General features: G+C 73.6%; 17 protein-coding genes and 1 tRNA gene. 10 read left to right on the top strand and 8 right to left on the bottom strand.

Translation table 11 applies throughout. The features are described 5' to 3' along the window. Window positions 1-16: 16 nt before the first annotated feature. Window positions 17-88 (bottom strand) — tRNA-Cys (locus ACZ4WZ_RS27935). Window positions 89-292: 204 nt separating this feature from the next. Between ACZ4WZ_RS27935 and ACZ4WZ_RS27930 the strand changes: the two genes are divergently transcribed. From ACZ4WZ_RS27930 to ACZ4WZ_RS27915, 4 genes are all read left to right on the top strand, one after another. Then, window positions 293-1,792 (top strand): MFS transporter, encoded by a 1,500-nt coding sequence (locus tag ACZ4WZ_RS27930; protein WP_467894500.1) that lies wholly within the window; start codon window positions 293-295, stop codon window positions 1,790-1,792. A gap of 83 nt (window positions 1,793-1,875) precedes the next feature. Next, window positions 1,876-2,082 (top strand): hypothetical protein, encoded by a 207-nt coding sequence (locus ACZ4WZ_RS27925; RefSeq protein WP_467894499.1) that lies wholly within the window; start codon window positions 1,876-1,878, stop codon window positions 2,080-2,082. Next, window positions 2,079-2,483 (top strand): type II toxin-antitoxin system death-on-curing family toxin, encoded by a 405-nt coding sequence (locus ACZ4WZ_RS27920; protein ID WP_467894497.1) that lies wholly within the window; start codon window positions 2,079-2,081, stop codon window positions 2,481-2,483. Before ACZ4WZ_RS27925 ends, ACZ4WZ_RS27920 begins: the two co-directional genes overlap by 4 nt. Window positions 2,484-2,640: 157 nt before the next feature. Beyond that, window positions 2,641-4,428 carry a DEAD/DEAH box helicase gene (locus tag ACZ4WZ_RS27915; RefSeq protein ID WP_388940913.1) on the top strand — a complete coding sequence of 596 codons (1,788 nt, stop codon included), beginning with the start codon at window positions 2,641-2,643 and terminating at the stop codon, window positions 4,426-4,428. 70 nt (window positions 4,429-4,498) lie between these two features. Here the strand turns inward: ACZ4WZ_RS27915 and ACZ4WZ_RS27910 are convergent, their stop codons facing one another. Further along, entirely contained in the window at window positions 4,499-5,512 is a 1,014-nt protein-coding gene (locus ACZ4WZ_RS27910; RefSeq protein WP_467894495.1) for a hypothetical protein, read from the bottom strand. 387 nt (window positions 5,513-5,899) lie between these two features. Between ACZ4WZ_RS27910 and ACZ4WZ_RS27905 the strand changes: the two genes are divergently transcribed. Then, window positions 5,900-6,541, top strand: coding sequence for an IclR family transcriptional regulator (locus ACZ4WZ_RS27905; protein ID WP_007264382.1), 642 nt, complete (start codon window positions 5,900-5,902; stop codon window positions 6,539-6,541). Between the two features lie 55 nt (window positions 6,542-6,596). Next, the gene (locus tag ACZ4WZ_RS27900) at window positions 6,597-7,394 is read left to right on the top strand and encodes a S16 family serine protease (protein ID WP_467894494.1); all 798 of its coding nucleotides are present in this window, start codon (window positions 6,597-6,599) and stop codon (window positions 7,392-7,394) included. On the opposite strand, the gene ACZ4WZ_RS27895 is transcribed toward ACZ4WZ_RS27900, so the two are convergent. The 4 genes from ACZ4WZ_RS27895 to ACZ4WZ_RS27880 all read right to left on the bottom strand — a co-directional run bounded on the left by ACZ4WZ_RS27895 (window position 7,324) and on the right by ACZ4WZ_RS27880 (window position 10,121). Then, the gene (locus ACZ4WZ_RS27895) at window positions 7,324-8,619 is read right to left on the bottom strand and encodes an MFS transporter (protein WP_467894492.1); all 1,296 of its coding nucleotides are present in this window, start codon (window positions 8,617-8,619) and stop codon (window positions 7,324-7,326) included. The genes ACZ4WZ_RS27900 and ACZ4WZ_RS27895 overlap by 71 nt on opposite strands. Then, a complete protein-coding gene (locus ACZ4WZ_RS27890) occupies window positions 8,616-8,831 on the bottom strand; it encodes a hypothetical protein (RefSeq protein WP_467894490.1) in 216 nt (71 codons plus the stop codon). Before ACZ4WZ_RS27890 ends, ACZ4WZ_RS27895 begins: the two co-directional genes overlap by 4 nt. A 62-nt stretch (window positions 8,832-8,893) precedes the next feature. Next, window positions 8,894-9,571 (bottom strand): helix-turn-helix domain-containing protein, encoded by a 678-nt coding sequence (locus tag ACZ4WZ_RS27885; RefSeq protein WP_467894488.1) that lies wholly within the window; start codon window positions 9,569-9,571, stop codon window positions 8,894-8,896. A gap of 79 nt (window positions 9,572-9,650) precedes the next feature. After that, window positions 9,651-10,121 (bottom strand): Lrp/AsnC family transcriptional regulator, encoded by a 471-nt coding sequence (locus tag ACZ4WZ_RS27880; protein WP_467894486.1) that lies wholly within the window; start codon window positions 10,119-10,121, stop codon window positions 9,651-9,653. Between the two features lie 129 nt (window positions 10,122-10,250). On the opposite strand from ACZ4WZ_RS27880, the gene hppD reads away from it, so the two are divergent. Continuing rightward, a complete protein-coding gene (hppD, locus tag ACZ4WZ_RS27875) occupies window positions 10,251-11,396 on the top strand; it encodes a 4-hydroxyphenylpyruvate dioxygenase (protein WP_467894484.1) in 1,146 nt (381 codons plus the stop codon). 165 nt (window positions 11,397-11,561) lie between these two features. Here hppD and ACZ4WZ_RS27870 read toward each other — a convergent pair whose 3' ends face one another. Further along, window positions 11,562-13,064, bottom strand: coding sequence for a tetratricopeptide repeat protein (locus ACZ4WZ_RS27870; protein WP_467894483.1), 1,503 nt, complete (start codon window positions 13,062-13,064; stop codon window positions 11,562-11,564). Window positions 13,065-13,160: 96 nt separating this feature from the next. Between ACZ4WZ_RS27870 and ACZ4WZ_RS27865 the strand changes: the two genes are divergently transcribed. Beyond that, window positions 13,161-14,531 carry an FAD-binding oxidoreductase gene (locus ACZ4WZ_RS27865; RefSeq protein WP_467894481.1) on the top strand — a complete coding sequence of 457 codons (1,371 nt, stop codon included), beginning with the start codon at window positions 13,161-13,163 and terminating at the stop codon, window positions 14,529-14,531. Window positions 14,532-14,563: 32 nt separating this feature from the next. Here the strand turns inward: ACZ4WZ_RS27865 and ACZ4WZ_RS27860 are convergent, their stop codons facing one another. Beyond that, window positions 14,564-15,046, bottom strand: coding sequence for an SsgA family sporulation/cell division regulator (locus ACZ4WZ_RS27860; RefSeq protein ID WP_467894480.1), 483 nt, complete (start codon window positions 15,044-15,046; stop codon window positions 14,564-14,566). 288 nt (window positions 15,047-15,334) lie between these two features. Between ACZ4WZ_RS27860 and ACZ4WZ_RS27855 the strand changes: the two genes are divergently transcribed. Together ACZ4WZ_RS27855 and ACZ4WZ_RS27850 are read left to right on the top strand one after the other, a co-directional pair. After that, entirely contained in the window at window positions 15,335-16,747 is a 1,413-nt protein-coding gene (locus ACZ4WZ_RS27855; RefSeq protein WP_467894478.1) for an RDD family protein, read from the top strand. Window positions 16,748-16,834: 87 nt separating this feature from the next. Further along, window positions 16,835-17,536 carry an RDD family protein gene (locus tag ACZ4WZ_RS27850; protein WP_467894476.1) on the top strand — a complete coding sequence of 234 codons (702 nt, stop codon included), beginning with the start codon at window positions 16,835-16,837 and terminating at the stop codon, window positions 17,534-17,536. Window positions 17,537-17,679: the final 143 nt, after the last annotated feature.

Raw genomic sequence — 17,679 nt, 5'->3', positions numbered from 1 at the left:
CGGCCTTCTGGCGCAGAAGCCGTGACCGGAATCGAACCGGCGTAACTCGCTTTGCAGGCGAGTCCCTCAACCACTCGGGCACACGGCTGGGTGTGGGGTGCGAGTACGAACGTACGGGGTGCCGGTGGGGTGGGGAAGGGTGGGGCGGGGGTTGCAATGTGACTGCCATGCCGCGTTCACAGGCCGGGGTGCAGACGTCGTGCGGTGTGCGGGGGGACTAGGTCCGGCGGCTGAGGCGGGATCGGTCCGAATGACAGGGGCGTGAGTGGGCTGTGGGCCTTACTCTGGGGCGATGAGTGCCCTTGAACCCGGGATATCCGAGACCGCCGACGCCGCCCCGCCGCCGCAGGGCGGCATTCTGGGGCCGGCGTACCGGACGCTCAGCGTCGGGATCATCTCCGTGATCTTCCTGATCGCCTTCGAGGCCACCGCCGTCGGGACGGCCATGCCCGTCGCCGCGCGGGAGCTGGAGGGGATCGGGCTCTACGCCTTCGGGTTCTCCGCCTACTTCACCACCAGCCTCTTCGCCATGGTCCTGTCCGGCCAGTGGGCCGACCGGCAGGGCCCGCTGAGGCCGCTGACGGTGGGGATCGGGGCGTTCGCCGCCGGGCTGGTGTGTTCCGGGACCGCGCAGCTGATGGGCGTGTTCGTCGTGGGGCGGGCCGTGCAGGGGTTCGGGGGCGGGCTGGTGATCGTCGCCCTGTACGTGGTGATCAGCCGGGCCTACGAGGAGCGGCTGCGGCCCGCCATCATGGCCGCCTTCGCCGCGAGCTGGGTGGTGCCGTCGATCGTCGGGCCGCTGGCCGCGGGGACGGTCACCGAGCACCTGGGCTGGCGGTGGGTGTTCCTCGGGATCCCGGCGCTGGTCGTCGTACCGCTGATGGTGGCGCTGCCGGCGATCCGGCGCACCGCCTCCGGGCCGGTGGACCCCGCGGGGCCCGTCGCGTTCGACCGGCGGCGGATCCGGCTGGCCCTCGGGATCTCGCTGGGCGCCGGGCTGCTCCAGTACGCCGCCCAGGACCTGCGGTGGCTGTCGCTGCTGCCCGGCGTCGCCGGCGCGGCCCTGCTGGTGCCCGCGGTGCTGGGGCTGCTGCCGCGCGGCACCTACCGGGCGCGGCGCGGGCTGCCGTCGGTGGTGCTGCTGCGCGGGGTGGCGGCGGGGGCGTTCATCGGGGCCGAGAGCTTCGTGCCGCTGATGCTGGTCACCCAGCGCGGCCTGAGCCCCACCTGGGCCGGCTTCTCGCTCGCGCTCGGCGGGGTGACGTGGGCGGCCGGTTCCTGGGTGCAGTCGCAGGGGCGGACGGCGCCCTACCGGGAGCGGCTGATGGTCTCCGGGATGGTGATGGTGGCCCTGGCCATCGCCGCGGCCCCGGCGGTGCTGATCGAGGCGGTGCCGGTGTGGACGCTGGCCCTCGCCTGGGCCGTGGGCTCGCTCGGGATGGGCCTGGTGATCGGCTCGACCAGTGTGCTGCTGCTGAAGCTGTCCGCGCCGGAGGAGGCGGGTGCGAACTCGGCCGCGCTGCAGATCTCGGACGCGCTGGCCAATGTGGTGCTGCTCGCGGCCGGGGGTGCAGCGTTCGCCGCGCTGGGCGGGGGAGCGGTGGGCGCGGGGCACGTGGCCGCCTCGGCGGACGGGTCCGCCTCGCACCCGGCGGCGTTCCTCGTGGTCTTCCTGCCGATGGCGTGCGTGGCGCTGGTGGGGGCATGGGTGGCGACCCGCCTCGACCCGCCGCCGGCGGAGGTGGGGGCCGAGGTGGACGCGGACGCGGAGGACAAGGCCGCCCGCGCCTGAGGTCTGCCGGGCCGGGACCCGCACGCCCCGCACGCCCCCGAAAACGGCGTGAACCCGCCCGCCCCGCTGACTAGGCTCCCGGGGTGACCGTGAACGAGCTGACCCTGCGGATGTCCCCCGCCGACTACGCCGAGCTGGCCGACCTCGCCGACGCCACCGGCTCCACCGCCGAGGCGCTCGCACGGGAAGCCGTACGCGAGCACCTGCGGCGGGAGCGCGAGCGCGTCGGGGCGGAGGCCGCGCGGCTGGCGCGGCGGCACGCCGGGCTGCTGAAGCGGCTCGGGGAGTGAGCGCCGCCGACCCGGTCCGGCACCTGACCCTGGCCGAGGTCCTCGATGTCGCCCGGCACGCCTGCCTGGCCCGGGACCAGTCCGTGGAGCTGCGTGCGCCCGGGCTACTGGAGTCGGCGGTGCACCGGCCGCGGGCGCGCATGTACGGCACCCCGGCCTACGAGGACCCGTACGAACAGGCAGCCGCGCTGCTGCACGGCATCGCGGTGAACCATCCCCTCGTCGACGGGAACAAGCGCACCGCCTGGCTCGCCGCCGCGACCTTCCTCGCCGTGAACGGGGTCGATCCCGCGGCCGCCGACCAGGAGGCCGCGTACGGCCTGGTCGTCGCGGTGGCGTCCGGGACCGAGACCGAGGTGGCGGTGATCGCCGCCAGGCTGCGGGAGTTGCTCCCGGTGTGACGCTCACCGCACCCGCCGAGGTCACGGGCACGTCCCTCCTCGAGGGGCGGCTCGGCACCGGTAGGGTGGCCCGGTTGTCCTGCGTCCGACCACGAGGATCAGGGCGACCAGGACGACCACGACTGCCACGACCGCCGAGAGCAACGAACCGGAGACCGTGACTACTACCGCCTCCCACCACCTCTCACCCGCCTTCCCCGGCCGTGCCCCGTGGGGTACCGCCAGCAAGCTGCGAGCCTGGCAGCAGGGAGCGCTGGACAAGTACATCCAGACCCAGCCGCGGGACTTCCTCGCGGTCGCCACCCCCGGCGCCGGCAAGACGACCTTCGCGCTCACCCTGGCCTCCTGGCTGCTGCACCACCACGTGGTCCAGCAGGTGACCGTCGTCGCGCCGACCGAGCACCTGAAGAAGCAGTGGGCCGAAGCGGCCGCCCGGATAGGCATCCGGCTCGACCCGGAGTACTCGGCCGGGCCGCTGAGCAAGGACTACCACGGGGTCGCCGTCACGTACGCGGGCGTCGGCGTGCGCCCGATGCTGCACCGCAACCGCTGCGAGCAGCGCAAGACCCTGGTGATCCTGGACGAGATCCACCACGCGGGCGACTCGAAGTCCTGGGGCGAGGCCTGCCTGGAGGCCTTCGACCCGGCGACCCGGCGCCTGGCACTGACCGGTACGCCCTTCCGGTCCGACACCAACCCGATCCCCTTCGTCACGTACGAGGAGGGCAACGACGGGATCCGGCGGTCCTCCGCCGACTACACCTACGGCTACGGCAACGCCCTCGGCGACGGGGTCGTCCGGCCCGTGATCTTCCTGTCCTACAGCGGCAACATGCGCTGGCGCACCAAGGCGGGCGACGAGATCGAGGCCCGTCTCGGCGAGCCGATGACCAAGGACGCCATCTCGCAGGCCTGGCGCACGGCGCTGGACCCGCGCGGCGACTGGATGCCGAACGTGCTGCGCGCCGCCGACCAGCGGCTGACGGAGGTCCGCAAGGGCATCCCGGACGCGGGCGGTCTCGTCATCGCCGCCGATCAGGACGCGGCACGCGCGTACGCGAAGCTGATCCGGGAGATCACCGGGACCAGGCCGACCGTCGTGCTCTCCGACGACACCGGCGCCTCGAAGAACATCGACACGTTCAGCGCGAGCGACGACCGCTGGATGGTCGCGGTCCGCATGGTGTCCGAGGGCGTCGACGTACCGCGCCTCGCGGTGGGCGTGTACGCGACGACGATCTCGACCCCGCTGTTCTTCGCGCAGGCGGTCGGCCGTTTCGTGCGGTCGCGCAGGCGCGGCGAGACGGCTTCCGTGTTCCTTCCGACGATCCCCTACCTGCTCGGCTTCGCGAGCGAGATGGAGGTCGAGCGCGATCACGTCCTCGACCGGCCGAAGAAGGCGGGCGAGGACGAGGACCCGTACGCGGAGTCCGAGAAGGAGATGGAGGAGGCGAACCGGCAGGAGGACGAGGACACCGGCGAGGACGAGCAGATGTCCTTCGAGGCGCTGGAGTCCGACGCCGTCTTCGACCGGGTGCTGTACGACGGCGCCGAGTTCGGCATGCAGGCGCACCCTGGCAGCGAGGAGGAGCAGGACTACCTCGGCATCCCGGGACTGCTGGAGCCGGACCAGGTGCAGCTGCTGCTGCAGAAGCGGCAGTCGCGGCAGATCGCGCACAGCCGGCGCCGGCCGGACGCGGAGGCGGACCTGCTGGAGCTGCCGGCCGAGCGGCGGCCGGTGGTCTCGCACAAGGAACTGCTGGAGCTGCGGAAGTCGCTGAACACGATGGTGGGCGCGTACGTCCACCAGAGCGGCAAGCCGCACGGGGTGATCCACACGGAGCTGCGCCGGGTGTGCGGCGGGCCGCCGAGCGCGGAGGCGACGGCGGGGCAGCTGAAGGAGCGGATCAAGAAGGTGCAGGAGTGGGCGACGCGGATGCGGTGAGCCGCTCCTGAGTACGCGGAACGGGGTCCGTGCGCTGCTGCGCGCGGACCCCGTTCCCGTGTGCTGTGGGTCAGGCGGAGACGCGGCGGCGACGGCCGGTGCCGGCGACCAGGGCCGCACCCATGGCGAGTGCCACACCGCCGGCGCCGAGCGCCCAGCTGGTGGCGGCGTCGGCACCGGTCTCGGCGAGCTCGCCGCCGGTGTGGGTGCCGCCGCCGGTGTTGCCGGAGCCGGTGTTGGTGTCGACGATCGGCGTGGTGCTGCTGCCGCCGTTCGGCTTGGTGTTGCTGTTGCCGCCACCGGTGTTGCCACCGTTGTTGTGGCCGGTGTTACCGCCGGTGTTGCCACCGCCGTTGGATCCCTTGACGATCTTCGACTCGACCACGGCCGTGTCGGAGAAGACGTCGTCGTCCACGTTGCTGCCGCCCGCGGCGATGACGACGATCTCGCCCGCCGGGGCGCCCGTCGTGAACTTGACGCGGACCTGGAGGCTGACCTTCTTGGCCGGGATCTCGATGTCGTCGGTCAGCAGGGCGATCACGGAGCCGCCCTCGCCCATGATCTCGACGTCGTGCCAGGCGCCCTGGTGGAAGATCTGGATCTTGACGTCCGAGGACTCCAGCTCGGCGGCCTGGTCGGCGACGGCCAGGACGAGCACGTAGCTCTCCTGCGCCTTGCCCTTCGAGTTGTCCACGGTGTACGTCAGGTTGGTCCAGTCGCCGCCCGCCTTGAAGGCGCTCGGGACACCGTTGACGTCGAGGACCGGGCCGGTGGCGGCCAGTTCGTCCTCGTCCTCCACGGCCGGGGCGGGAGCAGGAGCCGGCTTCTCGGCGGCGGGCTTGGCCGGGGCCGGAGCCGGGGCCGGGGCGGCCGGGGCCACGGCCGGGGTCTCCGCGGCGGGCTTCGCCGGGGTCTCGGCGGCCGGCTGGGCGTCCTTCGCCGGGGTCTCCGCGGCGGGCGCGGCGTCTTCCTTCGGGGCCGAGTCCGGGGTGGTGACGGCCGTGTTCTTGGCCTCGTCGGCCATCGCGGGCGTGGCCATGAGGACCGTCGGGCCCACGACGGCGGCGGCGGCTACGACAGCCATGCGCTTGAGCTTCACTGTGCTTCTTCTCCCCTTGTGTGCGTTCGAGGCATGCGTCAGCCTCGCCCACCCCCAACATCGTTTTTGAACACGATCAGCGTAAGGCCCGTGTAAACCGGTTCTCGGTCGAAAGACATTACGAATCGATACAGCCTCGCGAAGAAAACGGCTTAAACCGGCAGTAGGCGCCCGGATTCTGGACGAGGCCTTTCGCTCAGCGGACTCGCTCGCTACTGTCCCCGCATCGAACGCCCCGTGGCAGCGCCGCCGCGGGAGCGCAGCCGGTGCCATGGCCGCTACCGGCGGCCTCTCCATGCGTCGCCGTGGGACCGGCAGCGCTGCACCGCATGAGAGTCACCGCCGCCCACCTAAAACAGAGGGAGAGGCGTCGTGACCGCGGAAACCTCCCAGACTCTCGACCGAGGGCTCAGGGTCCTCAAGCTGCTCGCCGACACCGACCACGGTCTGACCGTCACCGAGCTCTCCAACCGCCTCGGTGTCAACCGCACGGTGGTCTACCGTCTGCTCGCCACGCTCGAGCAGCACGCCCTGGTCCGCCGCGACCTCGGCGGCCGGGCCCGCGTCGGGCTCGGCGTGCTGCGCCTGGGCCGGCAGGTCCACCCGCTCGTGCGCGAGGCGGCCCTGCCCGCGCTGCGCTCGCTCGCCGAGGACATAGGGGCCACCGCGCACCTGACCCTCGTCGACGGCACCGAGGCGCTCGCCGTGGCCGTCGTCGAGCCCACCTGGACCGACTACCACGTCGCCTACCGGGCCGGCTTCCGCCACCCACTGGACCGCGGCGCGGCCGGCCGGGCCATCCTGGCCGCCCGCCAGGGCTCCCTCATCGAGCCCGGCTACACCCTGACCCACGGGGAACTGGAAGCGGGCGCCAGCGGTGCCGCCGCGCCGCTCGTCGGCATCACCGGACTGGAGGGCAGCGTCGGCGTCGTGATGCTGGCCGACGCGGTGCCGGAGCGGGTCGGGCCCCGCGTGGTCGACGCGGCCCGCGAGGTCGCCGACGCCCTGCGCTGAGGGGCGCGGACACGGGCGGCGCGGGCCGGGCGGTCCGGGTCGGTAGATTGGCCGGGTGCTCTCACGCCTCACACGTCTGCCGCGTCCCGCCGCCCTGGCCGTCTGCGCCGCGCCCGTCCTCGGTCTGTTCGCCGTCGCGGCCCTCGCGCCGCTGCCCTTCGTGGTGGCCGTGCCCGGCCCCACGGCCGACGTGCTGGGCACCGACCAGGGCAAGCCGGTGATCACCGTCACCGGTGCCCCGGTCCGGGACACCAAGGGCCAGCTCCGGATGACCACCATCCGGGCCACCGGCCCCTCCTCGACGATGAAGCTGCACGAGCTGATCGACCACTGGTTCAAGGGCGACGAGGCGGTCATGCCCAGGGAGTCCGTCTATCCCTCGGGCGGAAGCGACCGGCAGATCGAGGAGCACAACCTGGAGGAAATGGCCCAGTCGCAGTCGGCCGCCGTGACCGCCGCCCTCGGCTACCTCCGCAAGGACCCCAAGGACATCAAGGTCCGGCTCGACCTCGCCGACGTCGGCGGCCCGAGCGCCGGGCTCCTCTTCACCCTCGGCATCGTCGACAAGCTCGTCGGCGACGGCAGCGGCGGCGAACTCACCGGAGGCCGCAGCATCGCCGGCACGGGAACCATCAGCGCCGACGGCAAGGTCGGCGCGGTCGGCGGCGTGGGCCTGAAGACCCAGGCCGCGGCGCGCGACGGGGCGACCGTGTTCCTCGTGCCGAAGGCGGAGTGCTCGGACGCCAAGTCCGAACTCCCCGACGGGCTCCAGCTGATCCCCGTCACTTCGCTGACGGACGCGGTGAACTCGCTGCGGGCACTGAACCGGAGTGAGAACGTCCCGTCCTGCTGACGGACGGCTTCGCGTCCAGACCGCGCCAGGCGGGGAAGAGCAGCGGGGTGATGGTCGCCAGGAGGTAGACGGCGGCGAACAGGAGCAGGGCCTTCGTCACCCCGAAGCCGTCGACCAGCAGGCCCGCCGCGAGGCCGCCCATCGGCATGGCCAGCTCGCTGCCCGCCATGCTCACGCTGGAGACCCGGCTGCGCAGGTCCTCCGGTACGAGCTCGGACACGACGGTGGTCAGGATCGGGTTGAGTACGCCCGCGCCCAGGCCGGCGAGGGCCATGGTGACCGCGAGGGGCAGCGGGGTGTCGGTGACGGCGGCGACCACGTAGCGGGTGGCCCCGGAGACGAGGAAGGCTCCCGCGAAGACGGCTCTGCGGGGGAAGCGTTCGCCCCAGGCGCCGTAGAGGAGGGCGCCCAGCAGGGCGAAGCCGCCGAAGAGGGAGACCATCAGGCCGAGGGCGGTGGCGCCGCCGAGGACCTCGCGGCCGTGGACCGGCAGGAGGACGGAGGACCAGCCCTGGTCCAGCCCGTTGGTCGTCATCACCATGAGGGTGATGCCCATGAGGAGGCGTGAGCGGATCAGGAACCGCCAGCCCTCGGCGAGCTCGGCGCGGTAGGCGGCGAAGGAGGGTCTCTCCAGGGTGCGCTGCGGCTCCGCGGCCGGAACGCCGCGCAGGAAGGCGGAGACGAGGAGTGCGGACGCGGCGAAGGTGGCCGCGTCCACGAGGAGCACGGTCTCGGCCCCGAACACCGAGATCAGTACGCCCGCCACCGCGGCGCCGATCATCCGGGCCCCGCGCGAGACGGCGTCGTAGAGGCTCGCCGCCCGGGCGATGGTGGTGCCCGCGTGCTCGGCGAGGCTGGGCAGCAGGACGTAGCGGGCGGTCAGGCCGGGGGTGTGCACGAGACCGCCGACGGCCATCAGCGCGCACAGCATCCAGAACTCGAGCAGGTCCGCGGAGTGGAGGAGGGGGATCGCGCCGACCGACAGGGCGCAGATCACGTCCGAGGCGGCGGAGACCCGGCGGCGGCCGATCCGGTCGATGACCGGGCCGCCCACGAGCGCGGCGATGACCACCGGCAGGGTGGCGCAGAAGGCGACGACGCCGGCCCGTCCGGCGCTGCCCGTGGTCTGGAGCACGAACCACGGGACGCCGATCAGGGTCAGGGAACTCCCCGCTATGGAGATCGTGTTGGCCGCCAGGACCGCCGCGAAGGGCCGCCGGCTCATGCGGCGTGCTGCCGGATGCGGTGGTGGACGTGGGCCGGCTGCATCAGGCGTATGCCGGCGGCGACCAGGGCCTCGCCGAGGCGGTTGCGCAGGGCGGGCAGGGCGGGGGAGGGGGTGGGGGCGGCCTCCCGGGCGAGGTGCCAGGCGGCGGCCTCGGCGGCGAGGGCGGCGGTGCGGGCGGCGTGGATCTCGGCGTGCGTGAAGGCGTGCATGGCAGGACTCCTTCTGCGGATGCGGCGGAGCGAAGGGAGAAGAGAGGAGGGGACGGAGGCGGCTAGTCGGTGGCGCGGCGGGGGAAGGCGTGCGTGTGGATGCGGACCGTTTCCACCTCCTCCGCGCTCCCGGCGGGCGGCAGGTCCCGGTAGCTGTTGATCAGCTCGTGGAGCCTGTGGACCAGTTCCTGGGTCTGCCCGGCGGTCAGGCGGAGGGTGAAGTCGCTCAGGTCGCTGGAACCGCGCCAGGCCGGTGACCAGTCGACCGACTCGCCGAGCCAGGAGGTCAGCTCCTGCGTGTGGATCTTCATGATCTCGGCCAGGAAGACCTCGGCCGCCCCGCGCGTCTCGGGGTTGTCGTCGAGGACCAGCGAGTCGTCGAGGCGCGTGCCGTCGTGCGCGGCCTTCCACCAGCGCTCACGGCCCTTGCCCCGCTCGGGCGCCTCCTCGATGAACCCGTGCGCGGCGAGCTGGCGCAGGTGGTAGCTGGTGGCCCCGCTGGACTCTCCGAGCCGCTCCGCCAGCTGCGACGCGGTGGCCGGGCCGCTCATGCGCAGGGCGCGGAGCAGCCGCATGCGCAGGGGGTGGGCGAGGCCGCGCAGGGAACGGGAGTCCAGCGTCCGGACCTTGGGCTCCGGGGGTGCGGGTGTCCCGGCCGCCGCGGGGCTGGTTTCGGGATGGGGGCCGGAGGCGCGGGCGGGATGGGGTCCGGGTTCGGGAGTGGCGTTCTTTTCGGGCATGCCTCAAGCGTAGAGTTGCAAAGGTTTGTGTGCAAGGGTTTCTTTGCAACCACTTCTTTGGAACTCTGCCGGGAGGGGATCAGCCGTCAGCCGCCGCCTGTTCCACCAGCGGGATGATCCGCAGGGGGACCGGGTTCTCCATGACGATTGCCGTAGAGGCGCGGACGATCCCCTCGAAGCCCACCACCCGGTCGATCACCCGCTGGAGGTCGGCGTTGGACCGGGCCACGAGCCGGCACAGCATGTCCCCGTGCCCCGTCGTCGTGTGCAGTTCCAGCACCTCGGGGACGCCCGACAGGTGGGCCCGTACGTCCGCCCCCTGACCCTGCTTGATCTCCAGCGTGGCGAAGGCGGTCACCGGATATCCCAGCGCGGCCGGGTCCACCTGCGGCCCGAAGCCGCGGATGACCCCGTTGGACTGGAGCCGGTCCAGGCGCGCCTGCACCGTGCCGCGCGCCACGCCGAGCCGGCGCGACGCCTCCAGGACCCCGATCCTGGGCTCGCGCGCCAGCAGGACGATGAGGCGGCCGTCGAGCTCGTCGATACCCATGGGAACCCTTCCTTGATCGGCTGCGCATACTGCACAGATCCTTCAGTCATGCTGGGGCCGCGCTGGGCAATCTGTACAGCGGAAAAGGAAACTATTGCGCAGCTTGTGGAAGGGCGGGAATCTGCGCTTATGACTGAGACCCTGGACACCACCCCGCAGACCGCGCGTGAGGCAGACCCCTTCCCGGTGAAGGGCATGGACGCGGTCGTCTTCGCCGTCGGCAACGCCAAGCAGGCCGCGCACTACTACTCGACCGCCTTCGGCATGAAGCTCGTGGCCTACTCCGGACCGGAGAACGGAAGCCGTGAGACCGCCAGCTACGTCCTGACCAACGGTTCCGCGCGGTTCGTCCTGACCTCGGTCATCAAGGCGACCACCGACCACGGCCGCTTCATCGCCGAGCACGTCGCCGAGCACGGCGACGGCGTCATCGACCTCGCCATCGAGGTCCCCGACGCCCGCGCGGCCTACGCGTACGCCGTCGAGCAGGGCGCGCGCGGCCTCGACGAGCCGTACGAGGTCAAGGACGAGAACGGCACCGTCGTACTCGCCGCGATCGCCACGTACGGCCAGACCCGCCACACCCTCGTCGAGCGCGTCGACTACACCGGCCCCTACCTGCCGGGCTACGTGGCCGTGGAGCCGATGGTGGCCCCGCCCGCCAAGCGGACCTTCCAGGCGATCGACCACTGCGTCGGCAACGTCGAGCTGGGCCGCATGAACGAGTGGGTCTCGTTCTACAACAAGGTCATGGGCTTCACGAACATGAAGGAGTTCGTGGGCGACGACATCGCGACCGAGTACTCGGCGCTGATGTCCAAGGTGGTCGCGGACGGCACCAAGAAGGTGAAGTTCCCCATCAACGAGCCGGCGATCGCGAAGAAGAAGTCGCAGATCGACGAGTACCTGGAGTTCTACAACGGGCCGGGCGTGCAGCACATCGCGCTCGCCTCGAACGACATCGTCGCGACGGTGCGGAGCATGCGGGCCGCGGGTGTCCAGTTCCTGTCCGTGCCGGACACCTACTACGACACGCTGGGCGAGTGGGTCGGCGACACGCGCGTGCCGATCGACGAGCTGCGCGAGCTGAAGATCCTCGCCGACCGCGACGAGGACGGCTACCTGCTGCAGATCTTCACCAAGCCGGTGCAGGACCGTCCGACGGTGTTCTTCGAGATCATCGAGCGGCACGGGTCCATGGGCTTCGGCAAGGGCAACTTCAAGGCGCTGTTCGAGGCGATCGAGCGGGAGCAGGAGAAGCGGGGCAACCTGTAGGTCGCACGCCCCGGGCGGATGCGGCTCCGCCGGTGGGGCGGTGGCCGGCCGGCCCGTTGGGGGCGGGGAGGGGGGTGGCGCTGCGCGCGCTGCTCCCCGCCCCGCCCTTCGCCCGTTCCCCGGGGCTGCGCCCCGGACCCCCGTTCCCGGGGGGTCGGGGGCGGCTCAGGTGGTGGCGGGTTTTGGTCTGGCCGTCGCCGGCTTCGGCTTCGGGGGGTTCGGTTCCGGGAGGTCCGGGGCCACCCACGGGGTGCGGGGCTGCATGTTCTCCGGGCCGCCCGCCGGGGGCTGGCCGATGTCCGACAGGGCCTCCTTCGCCAGCGGGCCCCGCAGCGGCGAGAAGACCGGGTTCGTGCGCAGCGCCGTCTGCAGGCTCCGGCGGGCCGCCGCCTCGTCGCCCAGGCCGCGTTCGATCACCGCCCGGTGGTAGGAGAACTCCGCGCTCCGCAGCCCCTGGTCGGTCGCCTTCTTCGCGTACTCCAGGGCCTGCTCGTCCTCGCCGTTCCGGTGCAGCGCCCACCCCAGGGCGTCGGCCACCTGCACGCTCTTGTGCCGGGCCCATTCCGCCGACAGGCGGCGTACCGCCTGGGCCGGATCGCCGTGGTCCGCCTCGTACAGGCCGAGGACCACCTCCTCGTTGACCCCGTTCGCCCCGCCCGCCGCCGCCAGCGCCGACAGGGACCGGTACTGCGCCCGCGCCTCCTCCGGCCGCTCCAGCGACTCCAGCAGCTCCCCCAGCTCCAGCGCCAGCCGAGGCACCGGGGTGCGTCCCAGCGCCAGCCGGTAGTCGCGTACGGCCTCCCCGCCCCGCCCCAGCGCGGCCAGCGCCCTGGCCCGGCCGCCGAGCGCCTCCCCCTGCGACGGGTCGGTGCGCAGCGCGCCCTCGTACTGGCGCAGCGCCTCGCCCGGGTCGCCCCGCTCCCATGCCAGCTCCCCGAGCCGGAACAGCACGTACGCCTTCTCCGCGGGGGACTTCGCCTCCCCGCCCGCCGCCTCCAGCGCCACCGCCGCGTCCTCGCGCCAACCCCGGTCGCGGTACACCTGAGCGGCCCTCAGGTGCGCGGCCAGGCCCGGCCGGAGCTCCATCAGCCGGTCCATCGCCCGCTGCGCGGCCTTGTAGTCGCCGAGGCCCGTGTACGCGTCCACGAGGACCGGGTACGCCGTCCAGCGCCGCGGCGCCTGCGCCCGTACCAGCTCGCCCCACTTCCTCGCCGTCCCGAAGTCCCGCCGGGCGCCGGCCAGCGCACCCATGCCCGTCATCGCGTCGAGGTTGCCCTTCTCGGCGGGGCGGACCTCCAGCGACCGCTTGAGCGCCTTCTCCGCCTTCGGGTACCAACCGGAATCGGCCGTCCGCCGGGCCTGTTCCAGGTACGCCGAGCCGAGCACCGCCCACGAAGCGTCGTCCCGCGGGTGCGCGGCGACCCACTTCTCCCGGTCCGCGACCAGCGCCGTCAGGTCCACCGCCGCCGCCGGCGCACCCATGCCCACCGCCGACGCGGCCCGTTCGCTCGGCCCCGGAGGACGTGCGTCGTCACCGGTGCGGGCCGGGCGGATCAGCAGGGCCCCGGCGATGAGGACCACCGCTACCGCGGCCGCCACGACCGTCTTGCGGCCGGTGAAGTTCACGGGTGGCGCGGGCTGCTGGGATTGCTCGTCGAAACCGTGCATGCGCTCACTGTGCGTCAATATGAAGAGCGCGCCGAGGTGTCCGAAGCCGGTCGCGGCCGTGTTCACACCGATGGCCCCGGCTGCCACTGTGGCCCCATGGATGACGAGCTCATGGCCCGACTCGGCGCAGGACTCCCGCCCGAGGCGCTGCTGACCGACCCTCAGGTGACCGCCTCCTACGCCCGCGACACGGCCGGCTTCTGCGCCGCCGGCACCCCGGCCGCCGTCGTCCTGCCCCGGACCGTGGAGCAGGTCCGGCACGTCATGCGCACCGCCACCGCCCTACGGGTCCCCGTGGTCCCGCAGGGCGCCCGCACGGGCCTCTCCGGCGGCGCCAACGCCTCCGACGGCTGCATCGTGCTGTCCCTGGTGAAGATGGACCGGATCCTGGAGGTGTCCGCCGTCGACCGGATCGCCGTCGTCGAGCCGGGCGTGGTCAACGCGGTCCTCTCCCGGACCGTCGCCGAACAGGGCCTGTACTACCCGCCCGACCCCTCCAGCTGGGAACAGTGCACCATCGGCGGCAACATCGGCACCGCGTCCGGCGGGCTGTGCTGCGTGAAGTACGGGGTCACCGCCGAGTACGTGCTCGGCCTCGACGTGGTGCTGGCCGACGGGCGGCTGCTGCGCACGGGACGGCGCACCGCCAAGGGCGTCGCCGGGTACGACCTGACACGGCTGTTCGTCGGCTCCGAGGGCACGCTCGGCGTGGTGGTCGGAGCCGTCCTCGCGCTGCGGCCGGCGCCGCCCCGGCAGCTGGCGCTCGCCGCCGAGTTCCCGTCGGTCGCGGCCGCCTGCGAGGCCGTCTGCGCCGTCATGGAGGCCGGCCTGGCGCCCTCGCTGCTGGAGCTGATGGACCGTACGACCGTCCGCGCCGTCAACGCCCTCGGGAAGATCGGCCTGCCGGAGAGCACGGAGGCCCTGCTGCTCGCCGCCTTCGACACCCCGGACGCGCCCGCCGACCTGGCGGCCGTCGGGGGGCTCTGCGCCGCCGCCGGGGCGAGCGCCGTCGTACCCGCCGAGGACGAGGCGGAGACGGCACTGCTGCTCCGGGCCCGCCGGATGTCCCTCACCGCGCTGGAGGCGCTGCGGCCCGCGACGATGATCGACGACGTGTGCGTGCCGCGCTCGCGGCTCGCCGAGATGCTGGACGGGACGGCCGCCATCGCCGCGGAGTACGACCTCCTCATCGGCGTCTGCGCGCACGCCGGCGACGGCAACACCCACCCGGTGGTCTGCTTCGATCCCGCCGACGAGGACGAGACGCGGCGGGCCCGGGAGTCCTTCGACGCGATCATGGCCCTGGGGCTGTCCCTGGGCGGGACCATCACCGGGGAGCACGGAGTCGGGGTGCTGAAGAAGGAGTGGCTGGCACGGGAACTCGGGCCGGTCGGCCTGGAGGTGCAGCGCACCGTCAAACGGGCCTTCGACCCGCTCGGGCTGCTGAACCCCGGCAAGCTCTTCTGACGGTCCGCCCGTGCGCGGCGGCTTGCGGCGGGTCACAGGTCGCCGTCCGCGGGCTCGTCGGAGGGCCACGGGTCGCGCAGCCACAGCTCGTCGGCGGGGGTGGGGGTGAGCAGCGCCGCCAGGGCGTCGTCCAGGCCGAGCCGCTCCGCCTCCGTCCCCGGGGGGACCATGCGCAAGGTGCGCTCCAGCCAGGCCGACACCGCACCGGCCGGGGCCTCCAGGAGGGCGTCGCCGTCGGGGGAGTTCAGCGCCATGCACAGGACGGACTCGCCGCCGATCTTCGTGGGCCAGATCCGGACGTCTCCCTGGCCGCACGGACGGAACACCCCCTCGACGAGCAGCTCGCGGGCGAAGGTCCAGTGGACCGGCATGCTGGAGCCGGAGTGGAAGGTGACGTGCACGGCGTAGGGGTCGTCGGTGAGGTACAGCAGCTTCGCGGGGACGGGGATGCTGCGCTCGGGTGACAGGACCAGCTTCAGTTCCAGTTCGCGCTCGACGACGGGGTGGTGGTGCATGGCGGCCTCACTTCGGGCGTTCGCAGGCGGACGCGGGGCGGTTCTCGCCCCGCACGAGGAGAGAGCACCCTCGTGCCCGGGTATGACGCGGGTTTCCGCGACGAATGTCAGGTTGGCCGGAATCTGTCGGATGACCGAAACCGGTCGGCGGGGGCGGAGCCGGGGTGAGGTTCGCCCGAAGGCTTGGAATCTCCCGTTACCGGACCTGCCGGGAGGGGGTTCTTGGCTATGGTCCTCCCCTTGGTCCTCCCCTGCACAAGCCTCGAGCCACGATCGGAGTTGGGGACATTGACGGCCTCCCCTGGTGACGGAGAGCACGCGGCCCGCGAGGGCTACTACCCCGACCCGTCCATCCCCGGGTACGTCCGCTACTGGAACGGCGCGTCCTGGGTTCCGGGTACGAGCCGTCCCGCCGCTCCCGCCGCTCCCGCCGCCGCCCGGGTGGAGGAGACGGGGCCGGTGTTCCTGGACGAGACCTCGATGACGGCTGCCCTCCGGGACCCGCGCCCCGCGGCGAACCGGCAGCCGCCGCCCCCGGCCGGCCGGGGTCCCGCCCCCGAGCCCCACGGGGGCTACGCGGGCGCCGTGCGGGCCGCCGAAGCGGACCGGGCCCGGAGCACCGCCCCGGGTGGCGCGGGCCGCCCGGCCGGGGCCGGGTGGCCCGCGCCGGAGCCCGAGACCGAGGCCGGCTCCGGCCCCGGGGCGGCGGCGGGGCGGGCGGAGTGGCAGGTCGACCCCGTCCACCAGGCCGGCTTCGGCGGCCCCCGTGACGCGCGGGTCTCGTGGGGGGACCCGGCGGAGTCCGAGCCCGTGCGGCCCGCCGGGATCTCCCTGGCCCGGCCCGCCGCGGCCGCGGCCGGCGCGCAGCGGCTCCCGGCGCAGGCCGCCGCCGAGAGCGTGGGCATCCTCTCGGCCCGCCCGCCGGCCTGGCCCGACGCCCCGGGCGCCGGTGCCTCGGGCCTCACCTCCAGCTGGCCGGAGGCCGTACCGGACGCCCCGCCCCAGCGGCCGGAGCCGGAGCCGGAACGCCGGGTCCCGGCGACGCGCGAGGCCCCCGCCCGCCCCCGCCCCACGGCCCCCGCGCCCGCTCCGGCCCCCGTGGCCCCCGTCCGGCCCCGCCCGCCCGCCCCTGCCCCCGCCCCGGAGGCCCCCGCGCCCGAGCCCCCCGCCGCCGAGGCGCCCGCCCCCGTACGGGAGGACAGCCGGGCCGTCTTCGAGCGCATGGCGGAGCGGGCGGCGCGGCCCGCCGGGCTGGGGCGGCGTGGGGCGGCCCGGATGGTGGACGCCCTCGTGCACGCCGGGGTCGCCGCGGCCGTGGCGCTGCCCCTCGTACCCCGGGTGACGGCCCATCTGGAAGCGAAGGTGGACGCGGCCCGGGCGAGCGGGCGCACCACCACCGTGTACCTGTTCGACGCCACCACCGCCGGGCACCTGGGCCTCCTACTCGGTGCCGTCCTGCTCTTCGGCGTCCTCTACGAGGCCCTGCCCACCGCCCGCTGGGGCCGCACCCCGGGCAAGAAGCTGTTCGGCGTGCGCGTGCTGGCCACCGCCACCCTGCGCCCGCCCACCTTCGGCGCGGCCCTGCGCCGCTGGCTCGTGTTCGCGTTCCTGGGGCTGCCGGGCAGCCTGTGGTGCCTGGTGGACCGGCCGCGCCGGCGGGCCTGGCACGACCGGGCGGCCGGGACGTACGTGACCCGCTGACCGGTCCGGGGGTGGGCGTGCCGGGGCCGTGCCCCGGACGGACGCGGCCGCGTTGCGGGGTGGGCGGGGCCGGGTTCGACTCGGGCCATGAGCACCGATCAGCCGCCGCCGGGCCAGCCGCCCGAGGACGACCCGTTCCTCAAGAAGCCCCAGGAGCCGACGCCTCCGTCGGGCGGTTCGCCGTACGGCTCGCCGCCCCCGGGGGGCGGCGGCTACCCGCCGCCCCCGCCCCCGCCCCCGTACGGCGGTGGGGGACCCGGAGACCCGTACGGCGGCGGAGGCGGCTACGGGATGCCCGATCCGCTCGCCGGGATGCCGCCGCTCGCCGACTTCGGCAAGCGGCTCGTCGCGCGCGTGCTCGACGCGCTGATCATCGCGGTGCCGCTGTTCCTCATCCAACTGCCCTTCGGCAACACGCGCTACGTCGTGGACACCGACGAGGGCGAGGACGTCACCGAGGTCATCTCGAGGTCGTACGGCGGCACGGGGCTGGTGTGGACGCTGATCGCGATCGTCGCGTACATCGGCTACGACTGGTGGTTCACGCAGAAGAACGGCCGGACCCTGGGCAAGAGGGCGATGGGCCTGCGCGTCGCGATGCTCAACGACGGCAGCGTGCCCCCTTCCGGCCCGGCGCTCGGCCGCGCGGTCGTGCTCTGGCTGCCGACGCTGGTGTGCTGCTTCTGCCTGTGGCCGCTCGCGCTGATCGTGTCGATGCTCGTCGACAAGCCGTACCGGCAGGGGCTCCACGACAAGGTGGCCAAGACGGTGGTGGTCAGCTCTTCCTGAACCGAGTGGTACGAGGACGCGGGGGGGGGGGGGGGGGCGGGGGGGGGGGGGGCCCCCCCCAGGGGTGGGGTAGGGGTGGGAGGGGGGGGTCGCGGAGGGAAAGGTGGGAACCGGGACACGGGAGGAGTCCCCCCCCCCCCCCC

The organism is Streptomyces sp. NPDC029122 (assembly GCF_055569445.1).
The sequence above is the reverse complement of the archived record's forward strand: the minus strand, read 5'-3'. Positions and strand labels throughout refer to the sequence as shown.